The organism is Micromonospora trifolii (genome assembly GCF_022229005.1).
Classification (GTDB): domain Bacteria; phylum Actinomycetota; class Actinomycetes; order Mycobacteriales; family Micromonosporaceae; genus Micromonospora; species Micromonospora trifolii.
In genome coordinates this window covers 49713-72281 of the sequence record NZ_JAKKFD010000030.1, presented here as the reverse complement: position 1 = coordinate 72281, position 22569 = coordinate 49713, and the positions used below count along the sequence as shown (strand labels likewise).

General features: G+C 71.8%; 16 protein-coding genes. 5 read left to right on the top strand and 11 right to left on the bottom strand.

Annotated features, from left to right (window positions below; translation table 11 throughout):
* Positions 1-111: 111 nt before the first annotated feature.
* The 8 genes from NIE79_RS19875 to pcaF form a co-directional block, all read right to left on the bottom strand.
* Positions 112-879, bottom strand: coding sequence for a 3-oxoacyl-ACP reductase (locus NIE79_RS19875; RefSeq protein ID WP_030489498.1), 768 nt, complete (start codon positions 877-879; stop codon positions 112-114).
* Between the two features lie 5 nt (positions 880-884).
* Entirely contained in the window at positions 885-2231 is a 1347-nt protein-coding gene (locus tag NIE79_RS19870) for an aldehyde dehydrogenase family protein (RefSeq protein ID WP_274524370.1), read from the bottom strand.
* A 33-nt stretch (positions 2232-2264) separates the two neighbouring features.
* Positions 2265-3629, bottom strand: a complete 1365-nt coding sequence (locus NIE79_RS19865; RefSeq protein ID WP_238679983.1) for a glutamine synthetase family protein — start codon at positions 3627-3629, stop codon at positions 2265-2267.
* Positions 3630-3754: 125 nt separating this feature from the next.
* Positions 3755-5341 carry an amino acid permease gene (locus tag NIE79_RS19860; protein ID WP_238679982.1) on the bottom strand — a complete coding sequence of 529 codons (1587 nt, stop codon included), beginning with the start codon at positions 5339-5341 and terminating at the stop codon, positions 3755-3757.
* A gap of 469 nt (positions 5342-5810) precedes the next feature.
* On the bottom strand, positions 5811-6311 hold the full coding sequence (locus NIE79_RS19855; RefSeq protein WP_238679981.1) for a DUF456 domain-containing protein: 501 nt from the start codon (positions 6309-6311) through the stop codon (positions 5811-5813).
* A 99-nt stretch (positions 6312-6410) separates the two neighbouring features.
* Complete coding sequence (locus NIE79_RS19850) at positions 6411-8603, bottom strand: putative bifunctional diguanylate cyclase/phosphodiesterase (RefSeq protein ID WP_238679980.1); 2193 nt, start codon at positions 8601-8603, stop codon at positions 6411-6413.
* 4 nt (positions 8604-8607) lie between these two features.
* Positions 8608-9420: an SAM-dependent methyltransferase gene (locus NIE79_RS19845; protein WP_238679979.1), complete on the bottom strand. Its 813-nt coding sequence runs from the start codon at positions 9418-9420 to the stop codon at positions 8608-8610.
* 110 nt (positions 9421-9530) lie between these two features.
* Entirely contained in the window at positions 9531-10736 is a 1206-nt protein-coding gene (pcaF, locus tag NIE79_RS19840; protein WP_238679978.1) for a 3-oxoadipyl-CoA thiolase, read from the bottom strand.
* A 106-nt stretch (positions 10737-10842) separates the two neighbouring features.
* Between pcaF and NIE79_RS19835 the strand changes: the two genes are divergently transcribed.
* From NIE79_RS19835 to NIE79_RS19820, 4 genes are all read left to right on the top strand, one after another.
* On the top strand, positions 10843-11808 hold the full coding sequence (locus NIE79_RS19835; RefSeq protein WP_238679977.1) for a glutathione S-transferase family protein: 966 nt from the start codon (positions 10843-10845) through the stop codon (positions 11806-11808).
* Positions 11801-12484 (top strand): DUF998 domain-containing protein, encoded by a 684-nt coding sequence (locus NIE79_RS19830; RefSeq protein ID WP_238679976.1) that lies wholly within the window; start codon positions 11801-11803, stop codon positions 12482-12484. Before NIE79_RS19835 ends, NIE79_RS19830 begins: the two co-directional genes overlap by 8 nt.
* A gap of 168 nt (positions 12485-12652) precedes the next feature.
* Entirely contained in the window at positions 12653-13945 is a 1293-nt protein-coding gene (locus NIE79_RS19825; RefSeq protein ID WP_238679988.1) for a dicarboxylate/amino acid:cation symporter, read from the top strand.
* Between the two features lie 70 nt (positions 13946-14015).
* Complete coding sequence (locus tag NIE79_RS19820; RefSeq protein ID WP_238679975.1) at positions 14016-15083, top strand: NADH:flavin oxidoreductase/NADH oxidase; 1068 nt, start codon at positions 14016-14018, stop codon at positions 15081-15083.
* Positions 15084-15131: 48 nt separating this feature from the next.
* On the opposite strand, the gene NIE79_RS19815 is transcribed toward NIE79_RS19820, so the two are convergent.
* Positions 15132-18737 (bottom strand): ABC transporter ATP-binding protein, encoded by a 3606-nt coding sequence (locus NIE79_RS19815; protein WP_238679974.1) that lies wholly within the window; start codon positions 18735-18737, stop codon positions 15132-15134.
* Between the two features lie 886 nt (positions 18738-19623).
* Here NIE79_RS19815 and NIE79_RS19810 point away from each other — a divergent pair.
* Positions 19624-20184 carry a hypothetical protein gene (locus tag NIE79_RS19810; RefSeq protein ID WP_238679973.1) on the top strand — a complete coding sequence of 187 codons (561 nt, stop codon included), beginning with the start codon at positions 19624-19626 and terminating at the stop codon, positions 20182-20184.
* A 168-nt stretch (positions 20185-20352) separates the two neighbouring features.
* On the opposite strand, the gene NIE79_RS19805 is transcribed toward NIE79_RS19810, so the two are convergent.
* Together NIE79_RS19805 and NIE79_RS19800 are read right to left on the bottom strand one after the other, a co-directional pair.
* Positions 20353-21192, bottom strand: a complete 840-nt coding sequence (locus NIE79_RS19805; RefSeq protein WP_238679972.1) for a GNAT family N-acetyltransferase — start codon at positions 21190-21192, stop codon at positions 20353-20355.
* Positions 21122-22462 carry an MFS transporter gene (locus tag NIE79_RS19800; RefSeq protein WP_238679971.1) on the bottom strand — a complete coding sequence of 447 codons (1341 nt, stop codon included), beginning with the start codon at positions 22460-22462 and terminating at the stop codon, positions 21122-21124. The genes NIE79_RS19805 and NIE79_RS19800 overlap by 71 nt, the downstream gene beginning before the upstream one ends.
* Positions 22463-22569 lie beyond the last annotated feature (107 nt).

The window sequence follows — 22569 nt, the reverse complement described above, 5'->3', positions numbered from 1 at the left end:
AACTCCTTCGTTCGCGACTGCGGGGCTCGCAAACCCGGCTCACTCCTCGCGCTCACAGCAACTCCTTCGTTCGCGACTGCGGGGCTCGCAAACCCGGCTCACTCCTCGCGCTCACAGAGGGGTGACGTAGGCGCCAGTGATCCCGCCGTCGACCACGAACTGCGCGGCGGTCATGAACGAGGCGTCGTCGCTGGCCAGGAACGCCACGGCGGCGGCGATCTCCTCCGGTTGCCCGAAGCGACCCATCGGCACGTGCACCAACCGACGGGCGGCCCGCTCCGGGTCGGCGGCGAAGAGCTCCAGCAGCAACGGGGTGGCCACCGGGCCGGGGCAGAGGGCGTTGACCCGGATGCCCTCGCGGGCGAACTGCACACCCAGCTCGCGGGTCATCGCCAGCACCCCGCCCTTGCTCGCTGTGTACGCGATCTGCGACGTGGCCGCACCCATCAACGCCACGAACGAGGCAGTGTTGATGATCGAGCCCTTGCCCTGGCGGCGCATGTGCGGAATGGCGTACTTGCAGCACAGGTAGACGCTCGTGGTGTTGACCCGCAACACCCGCTCCCACGCGTCCAGGCCGGTGTCCAGGATGGAGTCGTCGTCCGGTGGTGAGATGCCGGCGTTGTTGAACGCGATGTCCACCCGGCCGTGCCGGTCGGCCACCCCGTCGAACAGGTCGCGTACCGCCGACTCGTCGGCCACGTCGGTGGCCACGAACTCACCGCCGCACTCCTCGGCGGCCTTCGTACCGGCCGCCGCGTCGATGTCCACGCAGACCACCCGGGCCCCTTCGGCGGCGAACCGCCGCACGGTGGCCAACCCGATGCCACTGCCCGCTCCGGTGACCACTGCCACCCGGTCCTGCAACCGACCCTGCACTGGCGTCACTCCTCTGTCGCGATGAACACGTTCTTGACGTCCGTGAAGGAGTGCAGCGCGTCCGGGCCCAGCTCACGGCCGAGCCCGGAGCGCTTCATCCCGCCGAACGGGGTCCAGTAGCGCACCGAGGAGTGCGAGTTGACGCTGAGGTTGCCCGAGTCGACGGCGCGGGCCAGGCGCAGGGCCCGACCCACGTCCCGGGTCCAGATCGAGCCGGACAGGCCGTACTCGGTGTCGTTGGCGAGCCGAACGGCGTCCGCCTCGTCGTCGAACGGCAGCACCGAGACCACCGGGCCGAAGATCTCCTCCCGCCAGTGCCGGTCGGCCGGCGTGTCGGCCAGCAGCACAGTGGGCGCGTGCCAGAACCCGGGGCCGTCGGGGCAGGAGCCGGTGAAGGCGACTGTCGCCCCGGTGAGGTGGCCGGCCACCCGGTCGCGGTGGGCGGCGGAGATCAGCGGGCCCATCTCGGCGGTGTCGCGGGACGGGTCCTCGACGCGCACCGCGCGTACCGCCGGTTCGAGCAGTTCCAGGAACCTGTCGTACACCGGACGCTGGACCAGGATCCGCGACCGTGCGCAGCAGTCCTGGCCGGCGTTGTCGAAGACCGCGCCCGGCGCGGTAGCGGCGGCGCGTTCCAGGTCGGCGTCGGCGAACACGATGTTCGCGCTCTTGCCGCCCAACTCCAGGGTGAGTCGCTTCACCTGGGCGGCGCAGCCAGCCATGATCCGGGTGCCGACCTCGGTGGAGCCGGTGAAGCAGATCTTGCGGACCGCCGGGTGGCTGACGAACCGCTCCCCCACCACCGAGCCCTCGCCCGGGATGACCGTGAAGACGCCGTCGGGCAGGCCCGCCTCGCGGGCCAGGTCGGCCAGGCGCAGCGCGGTGAGCGGGGTCAGTTCGGCCGGCTTGAGCACCACTGTGTTGCCGGCGGCGAGCGCCGGGGCGAACCCCCAGGCGGCGATCGGCATCGGGAAGTTCCACGGCACGATCACGCCAACCACACCGAGCGGCTCGTGGAAGGTGACGTCCAACCCGCCGGACACCGGGATCTGCCGCCCGGTCAACCGCTCGGGCGCGCCGGCGTAGTAGTCCAGGACGTCGCGGACGTTGCCCGCCTCCCACCGGGCGTTGCCGATGGTGTGCCCGGAGTTACGCACCTCCAGCGCTGCCAGCTCGTCCAGATGGGCGTCGACCACGGCGGCGAACCGCCGCAACAACCGCGCCCGATCCCCCGCCCCCACCTGACGCCACGTCTCGAATGCGGCAGCCGCCCGCGCGATGGCCGCGTCAACCTCGTCCACAGAGGCCGCCCCGACCTCCCGAAACTCCACCCCGTTGGCGGGATCCACCAGGACCGTCACACCCGCACCCCCATTCGCACGTGGTCAGAGGCGTTCGAAGCCACGGGTCAGCTCCCAGTCCGTCACCGCGGCGTCGAAGGCGGCCAGCTCGACTCTCGCCTGGTTGGCGTAGTGGGCCACCACCTCGGGGCCGAACGCCTCCCGGGCCGCTGTGGATTCTTCCCACAGGGCCAGGGCATCGCGCAGGGTTCCGGGGACCCGCTCGGCCTCCGGGTCGTCGTACGCGTTGCCGGTGCACTCCGCGCCCAACTCCAGCTCGCCGTCGATGCCGTGCAGCGCCCCGGCGACCAGCCCGGCGATCGCCAGGTACGGGTTGACGTCGGCGCCGGGCACCCGGTTCTCCACCCGCATGCCCTGCCCGTGCCCGACCACCCGCAGCGCGCAGGTGCGGTTGTCGACGCCCCAGCGCAACGCGGTCGGGGCGAACGATCCCGGCTGGTAACGCTTGTAGGAGTTGATGTTCGGGGCGAAGAGCAGGCTGAACTCCCGCATGGTGGCCAGTAGCCCGGCGAGCACCCGCTGCCCGGTCTGCGACAGGTGCGCCGGCCCGTCGCCGAGCATCGCCGAGTCGCCATCGCTGTCGCGCAACGAGAAGTGGATGTGGCAGGAGTTGCCCTCCCGCTCGTTTGGCTTGGCCATGAAGGTGATCGCCATCCCCTCCTGAGCGGCGATCTCCTTGGCACCGTTCTTGTAGATCACGTGGTGGTCCGCGCAGGCCACCGCCTCGTCGTACCGGAAGGCGATCTCGTGTTGCCCGAGGTTGCACTCGCCCTTGGCGCTCTCCGGGGTGAGCCCCGCGCCGGCCATCTCGACCCGGATGCGGCGCAGCAGCGGCTCCACCCGGGCGGTGCCGAGCAGCGAGTAGTCGACGTTGTACTGGTTCGCCGGGGTGAGGTCGCGGTAGCCACGCTGCCAGGCGTCCTCGTACGAGTCGCGGAACAGCACGAACTCCAACTCGGTGCCGGCGTACGCGGTCAGCCCGTGCTCGGCCAGCCGGTTCAGCTGCCGGCGCAGGATCTGCCGGGGCGAGGCGACCACGTCACCCGAGCCGTCGAGCCAGGTCAGGTCGGCCAGCAGGAGGGCGGAGCCGGGCTGCCAGGGCATCCGGCGCAAGGTGGCGAAGTCCGGCACCATCGCGAAGTCGCCGTAGCCGCGTTCCCAGCTCGACATCGCGTACCCGTCGACGGTGTTCATGTCGACGTCCACGGCGAGCAGGTAGTTGCAGCCCTCGCTGCCGTTGGTCACCACCTGGTCGAGGAAGAAGGGCGCGTGGAACCGCTTGCCCTGCAACCGGCCCTGCATGTCGACGAGGGCCAGCACCACGGTGTCGATCTCGCCCTCGGCGACGGCGACCCGCAGTTGTTCCAGCGTGAGCGGAGCTTTCGTCATTCGCGGGCCTCCATCACCAAGGTCTACTGGCAAACCGGATCACCGTCAATGCCCCCGGCGGCACGTGCGGCAAACCGACCGTCGGCCGGCGGGACGGCAGCGCCGCCCGTCCCGCCGGGTGCCGATCACACCGGGCCGTCGGCCGGCGCCGGGTCGGCCGCCACAGCGGGTTCCTCGACGGTACGAACCGGGCCGGTGAACCACTTGCGGGCCGAGGCGTACCACCAGACGGCGACCACCAGTAGCACCCCGCCGACGGCGAGCGGCGCGTAGTTCACCGCCGACCAGGTGAACCCGTCGTTGCCGGGCACCCCGGCGGGCACGATCGGCAACACGAAGTAGACGGCGATGATCGCGATCTCGATCACCGCGATCCAGCCGAGCAGCTTGTACTTGCGGCCCAGCGTCCACGGCCCGGGGACGAACCGGTCGCCCATCCGCAGCCGGAGCGCGATCGGGATGAGGAACGACAGGTAGAGCCCGAGCACCGCGACGGAGACGACCGCGTAGAAGGCGATCGGGATGCCGGCGGAGCTTTCGTACAGCGCCGGCAGGGTCAGCACCAGGCCGGCCAGTGTGGCACCGATGATCGCGTTGACCGGGGTGCCGTTGCGGTCGACAGTCGACCACAGCCGCCATCCGGGTACGGCACGGTCCCGGCTGAACGCGTACGCCATCCGGCTCATCGAGGTCACGCAGCTCATGCCGCAGAAGAACTGACCGATGGTCGAGATGATGATGACGATCTTGAAGAAGACCGGGGTCAGCGCGGACTCGAAGATGGCGCCGGAGAAGCCGCCAGCGGCGTTGACCGCCTCGACGTCGGTGGCCGCGAAGAGGAACGCCAGCAGCAGGATCCAGCCGCCGACCGCCGAGTAGAAGATCGACTGCCAGAGTCCGCGGGCCGCGGCCTGTGAGGCGCCCCGGGTCTCCTCGGAGACGTGCGCACAGGCGTCGAAGCCGGTGATCGTGTACTGGGTCAGCAGGAAACCCAGCGGCAGCACGTAGAACCAGAACGTCAGCCCGCCGATGTCCCCGTCACCGAAGCCGGAGTTGTTGAACCGCTCGGTGAACACGAACTGGAAGCTCTGGTGGTTGTCGGGCACGAAGACCAGGATGGCCACCACGACGGCCGCGCCGGCCACATGCCACCAGACCGAGACGTTCTGGAGTACGTCGATGATCCGGTGCCCGAAGATGTTGATCAGCCCGTGCAGCACCAGGATGATCACGAAGAGGATGAACGCCTGACGCAGCGTCCCGGCCCAGCCGTCGAAGAGCGCTGACAGGGTGAGGTTGAGGAACGTCGCACAGCCGTAGTCCACCGAGGCGGTGACCGCCACCAGGCCGATCAGGTTCAGCCAGCCGGTGAACCAGCCGTGCACCGGGCGGCCCATGGTGGCCGCCCACCAGTAGATCCCACCAGCTGTCGGGTACGCCGACACCAGCTCCGCCATGCAGAAGCCGATGATCAGGATGAACAGCGAGATCAGCGGCCAGCCCCAGGAGATGGCGACCGGCCCGCCGTTGTTCCACGCCTGACCGAAGGTGGTGAAACAGCCGGCCAGGATCGAGATGATCGAGAAGGAGATGGCGAAGTTGGAGAAGCCACTCCACTTACGGCGCAACTCCTGTTTGTAGCCGAGTTCGGCGAGCCGCCGGGCATCGTCGTCCATCGGTTGCTCGGCGGTCGGCACGGGCGTCGTGGCCACTGCACACCTCCCTGAGGTGGTTCCGCGTGCGAGTGGGCAAAGTGTCGACCCGGCCGATCAAGGCGGTCAATACGTAGTGGGTGGGAATCTCACCGCCGTCGGGCTAATTGCGTTGCCGACCGGCCGCCCCGACCGGCATCCTGGACCGGTGACCAGGCCCGACAGGGCCAACCCGGGCGCTCGGACCGCCCGACCCGGTGGCGCGGGGCACGCCTCTCTCTCACGTACGGCCACTCCGCCGTACCCAAAAAAAGTGCCCCGCGCCCCAATCCCCCCCGCCCCGCCCCGCCCCGCGCCCCGCGCCGCGCCGCGCCGCGCCGCGCCGCGCCGATCTTGCAGTTTCGGTTGTCGATATCGGCGGGATGTCTCATATGTCGGCGCAGTAAGTGCAAGATCGCGGGGCAGGGCAAGATCGCGGGGCAGGGCCGGGGGCAGGGCCGGGGGCAGGGCACGGAGAAGGGGCGGGGAGTCAGGTCAGGAGGAGGCCGGCTACCCAGAGGGCCGCGACCACGAGGCCGGCCAGAAACTCCACCAGCATCGACAGGCCCGCGGCCTTCAGGGCCTGCACTGTGGAGGGCCACGCGAGCTGGTTGCTGCCCAGCCGAAGCCGTTCGGCCGCCCACACCCCGGCGACGAAGCCGAGCACCAGGCCGACGACCGGCACCACGAAGAACCCGATGATGCCGAGCACCCCGCCGGCCAGCAGCGTCGACGTCGGCACACCGGTCCGCTTCAGGTTCCGGCCCGGCCACGCGTACTTGATCACGGCGCCACCCCCGGCGACCAGTGTGGCGGCGGCGAACACCGCCCAGCCACCCAGGCCGGCACCGCCGAAGACCGCCCAGAGGAGCACCCCGCCCCAGCACAGCGGCAGCGCCGGCAGACCGGGCACCACCACGCCGGCCAACCCGGCCAGGATGGCCAGCCCGGCCACCACTGTCACCGCCGTCTGCGAGTCCGTCAGGTCCACGCCGCCACCCTCCGTCGCCACCCTCCGGATCGAAACGATCCCCCACTCATGCCAGCACTCCGCTTCGCGCCACCCTGCTGTGCCTGCTGGTTCGCTCGCTCACGCCGACACTCCGCCGCCGCGCAACCGTGCGGTGATCACGTCGGCCGGGGCCGGCGCACCGAAGTACCGGCCCTGCCCGGTGTCGCAGCGCAGCGCCCGCAGCCGTTCCGCCTGCACGCCGGTCTCCACCGCCTCGGCCGTGACCCACAACTCCAGGGCATGCGCCAACCGGACCAACGCGTCGACGATCCGTTCGTCGCGGTGGTCGGCCGCCACGTCGGTCCCGTCCGCGCGGATGCCCTCGACGAACGGACCCGCGAGCTTCAGGCAGTGGATCGGCAACCGGCGCAGGTACGCCAGGTTGGAGTACCCGGTGCCGAAGTCGTCAACTGCCAGCCGGACGCCGAGCGCGGCGAGCCGGTGCAGGCTGCGCAGGGGTTCACCGGCGCTGCCCATCACGGCGCTCTCGGTCAACTCCAGTTGGAGCAGTTCCGCGGGCAGCCCGCTGGTCTGCAACGCGTCGGCGACGGTGTCCACGATGGCCGGTTCGTCGGCCTGCCGGGCGGCCAGGTTGACGCTGACCACCAGCCTGGCGTCGGGGAACTCCCGCCACCACCGTTCGGCGTCTTCGCAGGCCCGCCGCAACACCCACTCGCCGAGCCGGACGATCAGGCCGGTCTCCTCGGCCAGGCCGATGAACCGGTCCGGCCCGATCAGGCCCAGCTCCGGATGCTCCCAACGCACCAGTGCCTCCACGGCGAGCATGGTGCCCTCCAGCAGCGACACGATGGGTTGGTAGTGCAGCACGAACTCGCCCCGGTCCAGTGCGGCGGGCAGCCCGGCGACCAGCGCCGAGCGGGCGATGTCCCGGGCGCCGCGCTCCGGGTCGTAGACCGCCCACCGGCCCCGGCCCGCCGCCTTGGCCCAGTAGAGCGTGGTGTCCGCGGCCTTCATCAGCTCGGACGCGCTGGTCTCCGAGGCCGGGCACTGCACGATGCCCACACTGGCTGAGACGGCCAACTGGTGCTCACCGACGTGGACCGGGGCCGCAACGGCGGCCAGTGCGGCCTCCGCGACGGCGACCGGGTCGTCGGTGTCGTCACCCCCGTCGACGAGGATCACGAACTCGTCGCCCCCCATCCGGGCGACCAGATGACCGTTGTCGGCCACGCACGCGGCCAGCCGTCGGCCGATCATCACGAGCAGCCGGTCACCGAGGTCGTGGCCGAGACTGTCGTTGATCGCCTTGAAGCCGTCCAGGTCGAGGAAGCACACCCCCACCTGCTGCCCGACGCCCGCGGTGTCGAGCACCCGTCCCAACGTCTCGAAGAACAGCGTCCGGTTGGGCAGCCCGGTCAGCGGGTCGTGCAGCGCCTGGAAGCGCAGCCGCTGCTGGAGTTCGTACCGCTCGGTGATGTCCTCGATCATCGCGACGGTGAATCGCGGCCGGCCCTCGTGTCGGATCAGCGAGACGGCCAGATCCGTCCAGACCACTGTGCCGTCCTTGCGGTGGTAGCGCTTCTCCACCCGGGCCGCGTCGTGCTTGCCCTCGATCATCTCCTGGTAGAGCTCCCACATCCCGGCCGCGTCGTCGGCGTGGAACAGCGCCGCCACGTTGATCTCGCGCAACTCCTCGATCGAGTAGCCGAGCATGTCGGCGAACGCCTGGTTGACGTCGATGATCCGACCGTCCACGCCGGCGATCCCGATACCGATCGCGGCGCCGGTGAACACCGCCCGGAACCGTGCCTCGCTCGCACGCAGCGCCTGCTCGACCTCGTCGCGCGCCTGCCAGGCCGACCGGGCGATCCGCTCCTGCTGGCTGAAGGTGCGGTCACGCAGCGCCCGGGCGAACCCGGCGGCCAGCCCGCCCTGCATCGCCGCGACCCGGTCGGCGAGGTCGGCCGGCCGGTCACCGTCGCCCAGCACCTGACGCCCGAAGGTCGCGCCGAGCGCGCGCAGCGTCCACTCCAGGGCCTGCGGCTCGGTGATCTGCGCCTCCACCAGCGCCCGCCCGACCTCCTCGGCCGGGTGAGCGCTGAACGGCTCCGTCCGTACCGCCTGGGCCAGCCGGAGCGTGTGCGCCAGCAGCAGCCGCTCGGTCTCGGCCACGCTGAGCGGCACGAAACCGAGCCGGCGCACCACGCGGGTCCAGTCGGCGGCGTACCCCTGGGCGTCCGCCCGACCGGTGACGACCCCGGCGGGGTCCCGGCCGGAGTTGACCCCGGTCGGGTCCGGGACGGCGGCCACGAGATCAGCCGGCGGGCTGGTCGTACCGGGCGACGCCCCCGAAGGCGCCGAACCGCTCCGGGTGCTCGTCCACGTCGGACGGTGAGTCCGGGCGCCAGAGCGGCATGTGCACCACGCCCGGTTCCACTACGGTCCAGTCGCCGAAGAAGCCGGTGACCTGCGCGCGGGAGCGCAGGGTGATCTCGGTGGCGGTGCGGGCGGAGAGCCGCTGGGCGTCCAGCATCTCCTGCGGCTGGTCCTCGAAGGTGGAGTGCGAGACGACCAGGAAGCTGCCCGGCGCGGCGGCGGCCCGCAGGGCGGCCAGGATCGCCTCTGGCCGGTCGGTGTCCGGGATGAAGTGCACCACCCCGGCCAGCAGGATGCCCATCGGTCGACTGAAGTCGATCAGCCCGAGCTGTCGGGTCTCGGCGAGGATCCGCTCCGGCTCACGCAGGTCGGCGTGGATGACACCGGTCAGGTCGTTGCCGGCCAGCAGTTCCCGGCTGTGTGCGACAGCCACCGGGTCGATGTCGACGTACACGACGCGGGCCTTGGGGTTCACCCCCTGCGCCACCTCGTGCACGTTGCCCACGGTGGGAATTCCGGAGCCGATGTCGAGGAACTGGTCGATGCCGGCGTCGAGCAGCACCCGGACAGCCCGGCGCAGGAACTCCCGACCGGAGCGCATGGTGGCGGCGAGATTCGGGGTCATGCTGGCGATCTGCTCCGCCAACTGCCTGTCGATCTCGAAGTTGTGCGCCCCACCCAGAAAGTAGTCGTACACCCGGGCCGCGCTCGGCCTGGTCAGATCGATCTCGGTCGGCAGTCCGTCCGGCATCAGCGTGCTCCCCAGTTCATCGCCGCGGCGCGGGACGGCACCGGCGTCGGGTCGCGCAGCGGGCACGCGTGGGCACCGGTCGACCCGCGGGTCGTGTGGTGTGGACCACTCTAGGCGGCTGACTCCAGCAACAGCGAGATGCCTTGACCAACGCCGATGCACATGGTGGCGAGAGCCCGGCGGCCGCCGCGACGGCGCAGCTCCAGGGCGGCGGTCAGCGCCAGCCGTGCGCCGCTGGCACCGAGCGGGTGCCCCAGCGCGATGGCCCCACCGTTCGGGTTGACGTGGTCGGCGTCCACGGGCAGCCCCAGCTCGCGCAACACCGCCACGGACTGCGCGGCGAACGCCTCGTTCAGCTCCACCACGTCCACAGCGCCCATCTCGACGCCGAGGCGGTCGAGCAGCTTGCGGGTGGCCGGCACCGGACCGATCCCCATGATCCGGGGCGGCACACCGGCCGCCGCCGCGCCGACGATCCGGGCCAGCGGGGTCAGGCCGTACCGGGCAACCGCCGCCTCGCTGGCCACCAGCAGCGCCACAGCGCCGTCGTTGACGCCGGAGGAGTTGCCTGCGGTCACAGTGCCACCGTCGCGGAACGGGGTGGGCAGCGCGGCCAGCTTCGCGAGCGTGGTCTCCCGGGGGTGCTCGTCGACCTCGACCAGCCGGGTCTCCCGACGACCGGCCGGCACTGACACCGCCACGATCTCCTCGGCGAACCGGCCGTCGGCCTGCGCCTTGGCCGCGCGCTGCTGCGACCGGTACGCGAAGGCGTCCTGCTCGGCCCGGCTGACGCCGTACTCGGCGGCCACGTTCTCCGCCGTCTCCGGCATCGAGTCGACCCCCCACCCGTCACGCATCAACGGGTTCACCAACCGCCAGCCCAGTGTGGTGTCGTACACCTCGGCCGAGCGGGAGTACGCCGACGTCGCCTTCGGCATGACGAACGGCGCCCGGCTCATGCTCTCCACCCCGCCGGCGATGACCAGCTCCGCGTCCCCAGCGACGATGGACCGGGCGGCGGTGGCGAGCGCGTCCAGGCCCGAGCCGCAGAGCCGGTTGACAGTGCTGCCCGGCACTCCCTCGGGCAGGCCGGCCAGCAGCGCCGCCATCCGGGCCACGTTGCGGTTGTCCTCCCCGGCCTGGTTGGCGCAGCCGAGCACGACGTCGTCGACCCGGGACCAGTCCACCGACGGGTGGCGGGCGACCAGTTCACGGATCACGTGCGCGGCCAGGTCGTCGGGGCGGACGCCGGCAAGCGCTCCCGCGTACCGGCCGATCGGGGTGCGGACACCGGCCACCAGGTATGCCACGGTCATCGCGAGTCCTTAGGGGGTGCAGACGGCGGGGGCGGGGCACGCCCACCGGGTCGCGAGGGCTGCCGGCCGCCAGGATATCCGCGCCGGCAGCGGATAGGTTGACGGCATGGCCCGGGCCCAGTTCAGCGCAGAGACCAGCGGCGGCGGCGCGTTCGTCCGCCAGCCGAACCGGTTCACCGGTCGGGTCACCGCCGACTCGACCTCCCCACCCGGCGGCGGCCCGGACGAGCAGGACCGCTGGCCGCTGGAGGCCGGCCGTTACCGGCTGATCTGGTGCCGCGCCTGCCCGTGGGCGCACCGGGCGCGGATCGTGCGTGGCCTGCTCGGGCTGGACGACGCGATCTCGCTGGGCACCGTCGACCCGATCCGGGACGAGCGGGGCTGGGCGTTCGCCCTCGACCCGGACGGCTTCGACCCGGTCCTCGGCGTGAGCTTCCTCTCCGAGGCGTACCTGGCCACCGACCCGGACTACATCGGCCGGGTGACAGTGCCGGCGCTCGTCGACACCCTGACCGGCCGGGTGGTCACCAACGACTATCCGCAGCTCACCCTCGACTTCTCCACGCGGTGGCGGTCGCTGCACCGTGCGGGGGCGCCGGACCTCTACCCGGAGGCACTGCGCCCCGAGATGGACGCGCTGATGGCCGAGATCCACACCGACGTGAACAACGGCGTCTACCGGTGCGGGTTCGCCACCTCCCAGCAGGCGTACGACGAGGCGTTCCGGGCGCTCTTCGCCCGGCTGGACGCGCTGTCCGAGCGGCTCGCCGGGCAGCGCTACCTGATGGGTGACGCGATCACCGAGGCGGACGTGCGGCTGTTCACCACGCTGGTCCGCTTCGACGCGGCGTACCACGGGCACTTCAAGTGCAACCGCGACAAGCTGACCGAGATGCCGGTGCTCTGGGCGTACGCCCGGGACCTGTTCCAGACACCGGGCTTCGGCGAGACGGTGGACTTCGACCACATCAAGCGGCACTACTACGGCACGCACCGGGAGATCAATCCCAGCGGCATCGTGCCACTCGGGCCGGACGAGTCCGGCTGGAGCACGCCGCACGGACGTGGCTGAGCCGGGTCGGCCCGCCGCCCCGACCGTGCCGAGGGCCCGCGGCGACGTCGCCCGTCGGGTCGCCGGGTCCGCCGCGGCCGGCTGCACCCTGGCCGGTGCGGTGGCGGTGACGCTCGCCGTGGTCGGCGGCCCCGGTCCAGGGCTCACCGGGTACGTCAGCGAGGCGGGCATCGCCGGCAGCGCCCACGCCGCGACGTACCGGATCGGGATCCTGGCCCTTGCCGGCGCGTTGCTGCTGATCGGCGCGGCGCTGCCCCCCGGGGTGTGGGCGGCGGCCCCGGCCCTGCTCGCCACCGGGGCCGTGTTCACCGCCGTGTCCGGGGCGGTGACCTGCTCCGACGGCTGCCCGTTGCCGCCGTTCGAGCGCGCGACGACGGCGGACCTGGTGCACGGCGGTGCGAGCATCGCGGCGACCGCGGCAGTGGTCTTCGCCATGATCACGCTGGCCGTCTCCGGGCCGGCCGGCCGGACGGTGCGTCGGCTGGCCGGCGTCGCCGCCGCGCTGGCGCTGCCGCTCTGTGCCACTGTGGGGCTGGCGATGCTCGTGATCGGTCGAGGCCCGGTGGTGGGGGTGCTGGAACGACTGATCCTCGCTCTCGCGGTGCTGTGGGGCCTCGGCACCGGCACCGCGCTGGCCCTCTGTAAGGAGCCTCACGCTGTCCGGTCCTTCCGATGAGCGGGAATCGGCGTATCGTCGGCCTGCGATGACCAATGTCTGGGGCCTCACTGTCCGCCTGTATGTCGATCTCCGACTGCAGGCCAGTGGCATCTGTCCGGGCTAGCCGCGTTCCTACGCCTGCCCCGATCGGACCGGACAATTGGATACATCCTCATGCCCTTCAGCCTGCGCAAAATTCCCTTCTCCGTGCAGATCCTGCTCGGCCTCGTGCTCGGTGTCGCGCTGGGCTTCCTGGCCCGCAGCAACGACCTGAGCTGGCTGACCAGCACCCTGCACACCATCGGTAGCCTCTTCGTCCAACTCCTCAAGTTGGCCGTGCCGCCGCTGGTCTTCACCGCCATCGTGGTCAGCGTGGTCAGCCTGCGCGGCGTCGCCAACGCCGCCCGGCTCGCCGTCAAGACCCTGCTGTGGTTCGGCATCACCGCGCTGATCGCGGTGAGCATCGGCATCGGCATCGGCCTGCTCACCAACCCCGGCAAGGGCGTGACCCTCGACCTGGGCGGCGCGGCACCGCCGAAGAACACCGGCTCGTGGACCGACTTCCTCACCGGCATCGTGCCCACCAACCCGGTCGGCGCGTTCGTCGAGGGCAACGTCCTCCAGATCGTCTTCCTCGCCGTCGTCATCGGTGCCGCTGCCCTGCTGGTCGGCGATCCCGCCGAACCGTTCGTGGCGCTGAACCGCTCCCTGCTGGAGATCGTCCAGAAGGCGCTCTGGTGGGTCATCCGGCTCGCCCCGATCGGCACCCTCGGCCTGATCGGCAACGCCGTCGCCTCGTACGGCTGGGACCTGCTGGCCCCCCTCGCGAAGTTCACCACCGCCGTCTACGTCGGCTGCGCCATCGTGCTGTTCGTGGTCTACCCGCTGGTGCTGATCCTCGCCGGCCGCCTCAACCCGCTGCGCTTCTTCGCCGGCGCCTGGCCGGCGATCGAGCTGGGCTTCGTGTCCCGCTCCTCGGTCGGCACCATGCCGGTGACCCAGCGCTCCGTCGAGCGTCTCGGTGTGCCCCGCGAGTACGCCTCGTTCGCGGTGCCCTTCGGCGCGACCACGAAGATGGACGGTTGCGCCGCGATCTACCCGGCCCTCGCCGCGATCTTCGTGGCCCAGGTGTTCGGCGTGCAGCTCGGCATCGGTGACTACCTGCTGATCGCCTTCGTCTCGGTGGTCGGCTCGGCGGCCACCGCCGGCCTGACCGGCGCGATCGTGATGCTCACCCTGACCCTCAGCACGCTGGGCCTGCCGCTGGCCGGCGCCGGCCTGCTGCTGGCCATCGACCCGATCCTGGACATGATCCGCACCGCCACCAACGTCGCGGGCCAGGCGCTGGTGCCGACGGTGGTCGCCGCCCGCGAGGGCACCCTCGACCGGGCCGCGTACGAGTCCGCCGGCCGGCGTGACCTGACCGACCCGGAGCCGGTCGCCGACACCCGACCCGAGCTGACCCCCGTTCCTGCCTGACCGATTTACCAGTACGACGACGGGCCCCACTCCCCGGGGGGCCCGTCGTCGTGTCGGAGAGGATGACCCCATGAGTTCCCTGTTCACTCCCCTGGCCCTGCGCGGGGTCACACTGCCCAACCGGATCGCCATGGCACCGATGTGCCAGTACTCCGCCGGCCCCGACGGTCTGCCCACCGACTGGCACCTGATCCACCTGGGCAGCCGCGCGGTCGGCGGCGCCGGCCTGGTGCTGACCGAGGCGACCGCCGTGCTCCCCGAGGGCCGGATCAGCCCGCAGGACACCGGCCTCTGGTCCGGTGCGCACGTCGACGCCTGGCGACCGGTGACCGCGTTCGTCTCCGCCCACGGCGCGGTGCCGGCCGTGCAGCTCGCGCACGCCGGCTTCAAGGCCTCCACCTACCGGCCGTGGGCGCCGGAGCGCGGTGGCGTGCCGGACGCCGAGGGCGGCTGGACGCCCGTCGCCCCCGGCTCGGAGCCGTTCACCGCCGGCTACCGGACGCCGACCAGCCTCGACGAGGCCGGCATCGCCGGTGTGGTCGAGGCTTTCGCGGCCGGAGCCGTTCGCGCCCTGGACGCCGGCTTCGCCGCCGTGGAGATCCACGCCGCCCACGGCTACCTGCTCAACGAGTTCCTCTCGCCGCTGACCAACCACCGCACCGACGCGTACGGCGGCGACCGGGCCGCCCGGATGCGGCTCACCCTGGAGGTGGCCCGCGCGGTGCGCGCCGCGGTCGGCGAGGACGTGCCGGTGCTGACCCGGATCTCCGCCACCGACTGGGTCGAGGGCGGCTGGACGATCGAGGACAGCGTGGTGCTCGCCGGCGAACTGGCCGGTGTCGGCGTCGACCTGGTCGACGCGTCCTCCGGCGGGGTGAGCACTGACCAGCGCATTCCGCTCGGCCCCGGCTACCAGGTGCCGCTGGCCGCCCAGATCCGCCGCGAGGCCGGCGTGCCGACCGGCGCGGTGGGCCTCATCGTGGAGCCCGAGCACGCCGAGCAGATCGTCGCCAGCGGCGAGGCCGACCTGGTGCTGCTGGGCCGGGAGTTGCTGCGCGACCCGTACTGGCCGCGCCGGGCCGCCGCGAAGCTCGGCGTCGCGTACTCCGGGCCCGCCCAGTACGCCCGCGCCGCCTGATCACCACCGGTCGGGCGGCCGCCGCGTGAGCGGCCGCCCGACCGTCGGTCAGCCGGCCAGGTGCGACCAGTCGCCCTCCAGGTCCTGCCAGGTGCCCTGGGCGGCCACAGTGCCGCCGAGCAGCACCACCACGTGGTCGGCCCGGACCAACGCGGCGCGCTTCGCTGTCGAGCCGACAACCGTCACCCCGTGGCCGCGCAACGCCTGCCACAGCGCCAACTCGGTGGTCACGTCCAGCGCCGACGACACGTCGTCGGCGACCAGCAGTTCGGTACGCGGGGCCAGCGCCCGCGCCAGCGCCAACCGCTGCAACTGCCCGCCGGAGAGCCGGGTGCCCTTGTGCCCGATGAGCAGCCCCAGCCCGCCACCAGCGGCGGCCAGGTCATGGTCGAGCTGGGCGATGCTGACCGCCCCCGCCGCGTCCACCTGGTGCCCGAGGGCGATGTTGTCGGCAACGGTGCCGGAGAGCACCCGGGGCAACTGACCGACGTAGCCGACCTGGTTGGGACGCAGGAACAACTCCGGCTCCGTGACCGGGTCACCGTTCCAGGCCAGCTCGCCGGTGTGGTGCACGATCCCGGCCAACGCCCGCAGCAACGAGGACTTGCCCGACCCCACCGGCCCGACGACCAGCACCAACTGCCCCCGCTGCACGGTCAGGTCCACGTCCCGGACGGCCACCGTGCCGTCGGAGTGCACCACCCCGAAGCGACGCAGCTCCAGCCGGCGCAGCGGATGCCGGGGCGGCATGGTCGGCGCGGGAGCCGTCCCGGCGGTCAGGTCGACCTCCGGCACCCCCGCGGAGTACGCGCCCACCCCGGTCATCGCCGCCGTGCGCCGGGTCCAGACCCGCGCCGAGGGCAGCTGCGAGATCAACGACGCCGTCGTCCAGGCGAACCAGCGGGCCGCGCCCAGGGTGGAGACAGCCACCAGCACAGCCCCGGCGGAGAGCGAACCGTTCAGGTAGAGCGCCCAGGCGCCGATCGGCAACAACCCACTGGCCATCGACGGTGTGGAGCGCGCCCACACCTGCACCGAGATCTCCCGCCGCTGCCGGTCGCTGCGCAGCACGTCCAGGCTGGCCAGGTGGCGCAGCACCGCCGCGGTCGCGCCGGCGAGCTTCACCGTCCGCGCCGCGGAGAGCGCGGAGACCAACGCCGTGGCGAACGCGGCCTGCGCCGCCACCGTCGCCCGGGCCGCACGCTCCAGCTTCGGCCCGAACAACGTCGCGGCCAGCCCGGAGACGACCATCGTGCCGAGGAAGAACAGCCCGGGTACGACGCTGCCGGTGACCGCCGTCATGGTGACCACGAGCGCCAGCGCGACGGCCTGGTCCAGCACGTTGTCGGCGAGCTGGACCACCCGCTCGGTGTCCCCACCCTGCGCCACCACCTCGGCGGGGGTGTGGGAGCTGACCCGACGCGGCCCGGTCTGGCCGTGCACCAGGCGCAGGCCTATCCGCAGCATCTGCCGCACCCACCACTGCGGAAACCAGACGTGGGTGTAGAACGGCAGCGGCAGGGTGACCAGCAACCCGGCGACGATCCCCACCGCCGGCAGGTACGGGTTGCCCGTCCCGTCGACCAGGTCCGCCCAGAGCCAGGGAAGCACCGGGCCGTCCAGCCCGAGCAGGCTGAGCCCGAGGAACAGCACGATCGCCGCCACCCCGTACCGGGGATCGTTGGTGCAGAGTCGACAGATCTCCCGCAGCGTCCGAACCGGCGGCACCGGCGGCAGTGGCGGCGGGTCGGCCCGCGTCGGCCCTACCGCGCCCTGCGTGCTGTCGGGCGGTGTCTTCCGGCTGGCCTGCTCATTCGGCTCGACCCGTGTCGGCGCCGGCTCGGTCGGCCAGGCGGCGCCCTGCTCATCCGCCGCGATCGGCTCACCCCGCGCGGGCACCGGCTCGGTCGGCCACGGGTCGGCCGGGCCGGGGCCGACCAGCAGGTCGGTGCCGACACCGGTACGACCGGCCGGCACCACAGTGGCGTACGCGGCCGCGTGGCTGGTCGCCAACAGTTCGGCGAAGCGCGTCGACGTCTCCAACGGACCGGCCTCGACCACAGCGCCGTCGGCCAGGACGACCACCTCGTCACAGCGGCGCACCGAGGAGAGTCGGTGCGCGATGACGATGCCGATCCGGTCGCGCAGCAGTCGTTCGGTGGCCCGCTGCACCCGCGCCTCGGTGACCGGGTCCAACCGTGCGGTGGCCTCGTCGAGGATCACCACGTGCGGCTCCCGGACCAGGATCCGGGCGAACGCCACCAACTGCTCCTGACCGGCGGAGAGCACGTGCCCGCCCTCCCCCAGCCGGGTCGTCAACCCGTCCGGCAGCTCGGCGATCCAACCGGCCAGGCCCAGCTCGTCGAGCGCCCGAGCCGCCGCGTCGAGCAACTCCCTGTCGAAGAGCGCCACGTTCTCGGCAAGCGTGCCGGCCAGGATCTCGGTGCGCTGCGGCACCAACGCCACCCAGCGGCGCAACTGCTCGACGTCGAGGTCGCACAGGTCGGTTCCCCCGAGGAAGACAGTGCCCGGCGGCACGTCGACCGCCCGGGTGAGCACCTTCGCCAGCGTCGACTTGCCCGAACCGGTCCGTCCGATCAGCGCGTACGAGCGACCACGCGCGAAGGTGAGACTGAGCCCGCGCAGCGCGGCACCCCGGTCACTTTCGCCGTACCCGAATGTCAGGTCCCGAATGCGCAGGTCACCCTCGCTCGGGCTGGCCCCGCCGACCGGCTCCTGGCGGGCCTTGTAGAGCAGCTGCACCCGCGCCCACGCGCCGAGGGCCTCCTGGATCTCCGGCACCATCCGGCTGACGTGCTCCGCGGTGGCCCCGAAGGCCAGGGCGAGCAGCCAGATGGCGGTGAGCCGGGCGGCGTCGATCCGGTCGGTGGCCAACGCCCAGGCACCGCCGAGCACCACCGCGCCGATGCCCGTCCGGATCGTCGCGGTGGCCACCGTCGCCACCCGGGCGGACAGCACCCAGACCACCAGGCCCCGGGACAGCACGGCGGCGGCCCGCTGGGCGTACAACCGCAGCACGTACGGCCGCGCCAAACTGGTGCGTACGTCGTCCTGGCCGTGCACCGCCTCCTCCATCACGGCGGCCAGGTCGGACCACGCCTCCTCCTCGGCCATCCGGGCCGGGCCGATCCGCGCCGTGGGCCGGCGCAGGCCGACCGCGAGCAGCACAGTGAACAGCACCATCGCGATCCCCGCCGGCCACCACACGAACAGCGCCACGACCATCGACAACAGACCGACGCAGAGGCCCTGGGCGAGTCGGGTGCCCTGGTTACGAATTGCCGACGCCACCTGATAGACGTCCCCGTCGATCCGGTCCAGCAACTCGCCCACCGGGGTGGTCTCCAGGGTGGGCAGGTCCTGCCCGAAAGCGACGCGACAGAGCCGGCGACGCACGTCGGCGGACCAGTCGGCGGTCAGACCGGCCATCAGCAGACTCACCGCGAGGTCGCTGAGGACCACGGCGACCAGGGCCACGGCCAGTACGGTGAAGAAGCCCGCCGAACGATGCACCAGCACCGCGCCGGCCAGCGCCGACGCGCCCGCCTGCCCCGCGGCCCCCAGCACGATCAGGACGGCCACGATCGTCATACGACGGGTCGAGGTACCCCACAGATCACGGAGCAGGCGCATGGAAGTCCTCCGGGACGTGGGTGGCGGAGACCTCAGCCTGCCGGCACCACCCCGTCAACTCAACCGATTTTCCGGTCCTGAGCAGGGCATCCATCAGTTCCGCCAGCGGCGGCGACCGACCTGCTCGATGCCGCGACCACGGCCGGGCCACCCCGTGCCCGCACCGGACACCAGGCACCGAACCGGCGGTTTCCGTGTCAGTGCCGCCAGCGGCCGGGCAAAGGCGGCAACGCCCGGGTCGGCGCCGGCCGAAGCCCGACGGCGTTGCCGGACTCTGGACGTTTTTCCCGATCTGATGCGATCCAGCCGATCACGATGCCCCCGAGGCTTCTTGATCGACTCGGGTTCCTTGATGTCGGGGTGTCCCGGCGTCGGGGATGCCCCGACTTCCGTGAGCCCGAGTGGATCACGTAGGTGCGGGCGGTTTCGACGCCGTGGACGGCGTGCCGCCTGGGTGGTTTGTTCGGTGGTGGGTGGTTGTGGGTGGTGACCGGGCGCACCCTCAGGGCGGAATCCTGGCGGGGTCGGGGTCGTTACATACCCTGACGATCGCAGGACCACCGACCCGCCGCCCGAGCGCTGGGGGCTGGTCGCGCAGGTGGGAATGCCAGCCCGGACCCGGTCGTTACAGTCCCCACGAACGACCGACAGGCACCGCCTCGACGAGGGTGCCGGCGGGTGGGCCACCCCCGGAATGACCCCGGCCCCCCGGTCGTTACATCTGGACCCGGCGCCACGAGCCCCCGCTCGCCAGGCCGCCGACAGCGGACGCCCGACAGGGTGTCCCCCCTCCTAAGACTTTGTGCAGCGCCGGACGAGGTGCTCACACCCTGCCGCCGCCCCCCTTGGCGGTTCGGGTGTCCTACCCCCGAAGGAGCTACCCCTCATGAACACGATCTTCCGTAAGAGCATGCTGTCTGTTGCTGGTCTCGCGTTCGCCGGTGGCGTCTTCGCCGGCCCGATCGCCGCCCACGCCAACCCGGCCGTGGACGCCAAGCCCGTCGCCGCCGTGCAGTCGGCAGCGCCGAAGCCGCAGGGCGACCAGTCCCACATCACCCTCAACGACGAGCAGAGCGCCAACGTCAAGGCGATCATCGCCGCCACGAAGAAGGCCGGCCTGCCCGAGCGGGCCGCGGTCATCTCGATCGCGACCAGCCTGCAGGAGTCCAAGCTGGAGAACCTCGGCCACCTGGGCGACGCCAACGACCACGACTCGCTGGGCCTGTTCCAACAGCGCCCGACCAGTGGTTGGGGCACCCCGGAGCAGATCACCAACCCCGAGTACTCCACCACCGCGTTCCTCAAGGGCCTCAAGCAGGTCGACGGCTGGCAGGACATGCCCCTGACCCAGGCGGCGCAGACGGTGCAGGTGTCGGCGTACCCGGACGCCTACGCCCAGTGGGAGCAGCAGGCCACCGACCTCGTCGCCCAGCACTGGAACAGCTGACCCACACGACAAGCACGCAGACATCGACCGCTGGCCGGCACCCCCAACCCGGGGTGCCGGCCAGTTCTGCTCTCTGAATCCGCAGATCTTGGACAGTTTCCGTTCCGCGCGAACGGAAACTGTCCAAGATCTGCGGGGATGCTTCACCGCGAGCCAACCCGCAGCGGTTCAGAAGAGGACGGTGGCCAGGGTGCCGATCGGCTGGAAGCCGCAGCGCTCGTAGACGCGGCGGGCCGGGAGGTTGAAGTCGTTGACGTACAGGCTGACGGTGGGGGCGACCCGCAGCAGCGCGTCGCGGACCACGGCGGCCATGGCGGCGGTGGCGATCCCCCGACCTCGCCATTCCGGTGCCACCCAGACGCCCTGGACCTGCGCAGTCCGCTTGGTCACCACTGCCAGTTCGGCCTTGAAAACGACCTTGCCGTCGACGATGCGGGCGTACGCGCGACCGCTGCGGACCAGGTCGTTGACCCGCCGGCGGTAGCTGCGTCCACCGTCTTCGGCCAGCGGGGAGACACCGACTTCTTCGGTGTACATGGCGACGGCTGCCGGGAAGAGCCGGTCGACCTCGCCGGAGCGAACCTGGCGTACCTCCGGATCGGCGGGTACGGGTGGCAGCGTGTCGGTGACCAGCAGTGGCTGATTGGGGCGCACGTCTCGCGCTGGCCCCCAGGTGTCGGAGAGACGGTCCCACAGGCCGAGGACGGCATCGGCCCGGCCGACGATGGAGGAGCACAGCCGTTCCTCGCCAGCGAGCAGGTCGGCGAAGGCAGCCACCGCGGCGTCACTGGCCAGCACCGGGGTCAGGTTGCCGCCGAGCCAGCAGAGTGATTCGAGGTTGCGGCGGGCCCCGTACCCCAGGATTCTGCCCTCGGCCCGCCACCAGGAGAGTCCGCGCGCGGCGATCCGCTCGGCGACCTGCGCGCCCGCGAACGGGTCATGGTCGAGCAGTCGCTCGACCGCGCGGCGCTCCGATTCCCCCAGTTGGCGTACCGGCACCGTCAGCACGACTATCAGCCTGCCAGATCGACCCCCCGCTCCGCCGGTCGAGTGCCGAGGCCGGCACCGGTTCTGCTGGCCCACCGAGCGGCCGGGTCCGCCCGGCCCAGCGGACGACCGGGGGCACCAGGGCTCCGAGCAGGAGAAACAGGGCACCGAGTACGAGCCAGCCGGGTACGCCCCAGCCGAGCGCGAGGGTGGTCACCACTACCGGTGCGAGCATCTTGCCCAGTTCGTAGCCCATGCCGTACGTCCCCTGGTACTGCCCCTGTGCATCCGCTGGCGCCAGCCCGAAGGAGATCCCCCAGCCGGCGGCGGAGTGCCACAGCTCCCCGGTGACGTGCGCGAGTGCCCCGAGGCCGAGCAGGCCCACCGCTCCGGCGGTGGGCAGCGCACCGCTGGCGGCGAAGAGTACGCAGGCCACGGCGATGGCCACACCCGCTCGGCGGGCGGCGCGGGCGGCTCCGGGCAGTGTGGCGGCGGCGCCCGCGGCGCGTACCTGAAGGAGCACCACCAGCACGGTGTTGACCAGCGTCAACGCGGAGATCATCCAAGCCGGGGCCTGGGTGTGGCCGGCGATCCACAGCGGCAGGGCGATGGTGAGCAGGCTGAAGTGCATCGACATCAGCCCGTCGACCAGGGTGAAGACGAGGAACGGGCGGTCCCGGAGGGCGACCAGCCGAGGGCCGTGCGTCGGGGCGGCGACCGGGGCGACGGCGGGCAGCCGGAGGAAGACCACCGCCGCGGCCAGTGACGTCGCCGCCGAGGCCAGGATCAGCGCGACGTACCCGGTTCGGGTGTCGGCGGCGATGGCGAACCCGCCGAGGACCGCGCCGACGGAGATCCCGACGTTCGTGGTGGCTCGCAGGTAGGCGCGGGTGCGGACCCGCTGGTCGGCGGGGATCGCTCCGGCGATCAGCGCGCCGCGGGCACCGCGCTCGACCGCGTCGGCGAGGGCGGTGGCCGCTCCCACCAGCACGAACGTGGGAAACGACCGGACAGCGATCAGGCCGATGGTCAGGGTGCCGGCGACGAAGAGCGCGCCGACCTGCACACCGCGTGGGCCGACGCGGTCGGCCAGGTAACCGCTCGGGGCGCTGGCCAACACACCAACCAGGGCCGAAATGGTCAGCCCGATGCCGACCTGGGTTGCCGACAGGCCGACCGACCGGGTGAGGAAGAGCGCGCTGGCGACGAGCCAGAGGCCCCGTCCAACGGTTTTGACCAGGGTGCCAAGGGTGAGGACCCGGGCCGGGCCCGGCGGGGGGAGCAGGCGCATGGCCGACACCCTAACAAGACGTACGTACGGTTTGGTAAACCAGGGTTGTCGGCGATGCATTGCCGATATATCGTTGATGCATCAGCGATAGTCCTACGGAAGGAAGA

Excerpts from the sequence above, each read along its gene's own strand:
- NIE79_RS19865 (WP_238679983.1), bottom strand. The coding sequence starts at position 3,629 with ATGACGAAAGCTCCGCTCACGCTGGAACAACTGCGGGTCGCCGTCGCC.
- NIE79_RS19845 (WP_238679979.1), bottom strand. The coding sequence starts at position 9,420 with ATGCCGGACGGACTGCCGACCGAGATCGATCTGACCAGGCCGAGCGCG.
- pcaF (WP_238679978.1), bottom strand. The coding sequence starts at position 10,736 with ATGACCGTGGCATACCTGGTGGCCGGTGTCCGCACCCCGATCGGCCGG.
- NIE79_RS19835 (WP_238679977.1), top strand. The coding sequence starts at position 10,843 with ATGGCCCGGGCCCAGTTCAGCGCAGAGACCAGCGGCGGCGGCGCGTTC.
- NIE79_RS19820 (WP_238679975.1), top strand. The coding sequence starts at position 14,016 with ATGAGTTCCCTGTTCACTCCCCTGGCCCTGCGCGGGGTCACACTGCCC.
- NIE79_RS19815 (WP_238679974.1), bottom strand. The coding sequence starts at position 18,737 with ATGCGCCTGCTCCGTGATCTGTGGGGTACCTCGACCCGTCGTATGACG.
- NIE79_RS19810 (WP_238679973.1), top strand. The coding sequence starts at position 19,624 with ATGAACACGATCTTCCGTAAGAGCATGCTGTCTGTTGCTGGTCTCGCG.
- NIE79_RS19800 (WP_238679971.1), bottom strand. The coding sequence starts at position 22,462 with ATGCGCCTGCTCCCCCCGCCGGGCCCGGCCCGGGTCCTCACCCTTGGC.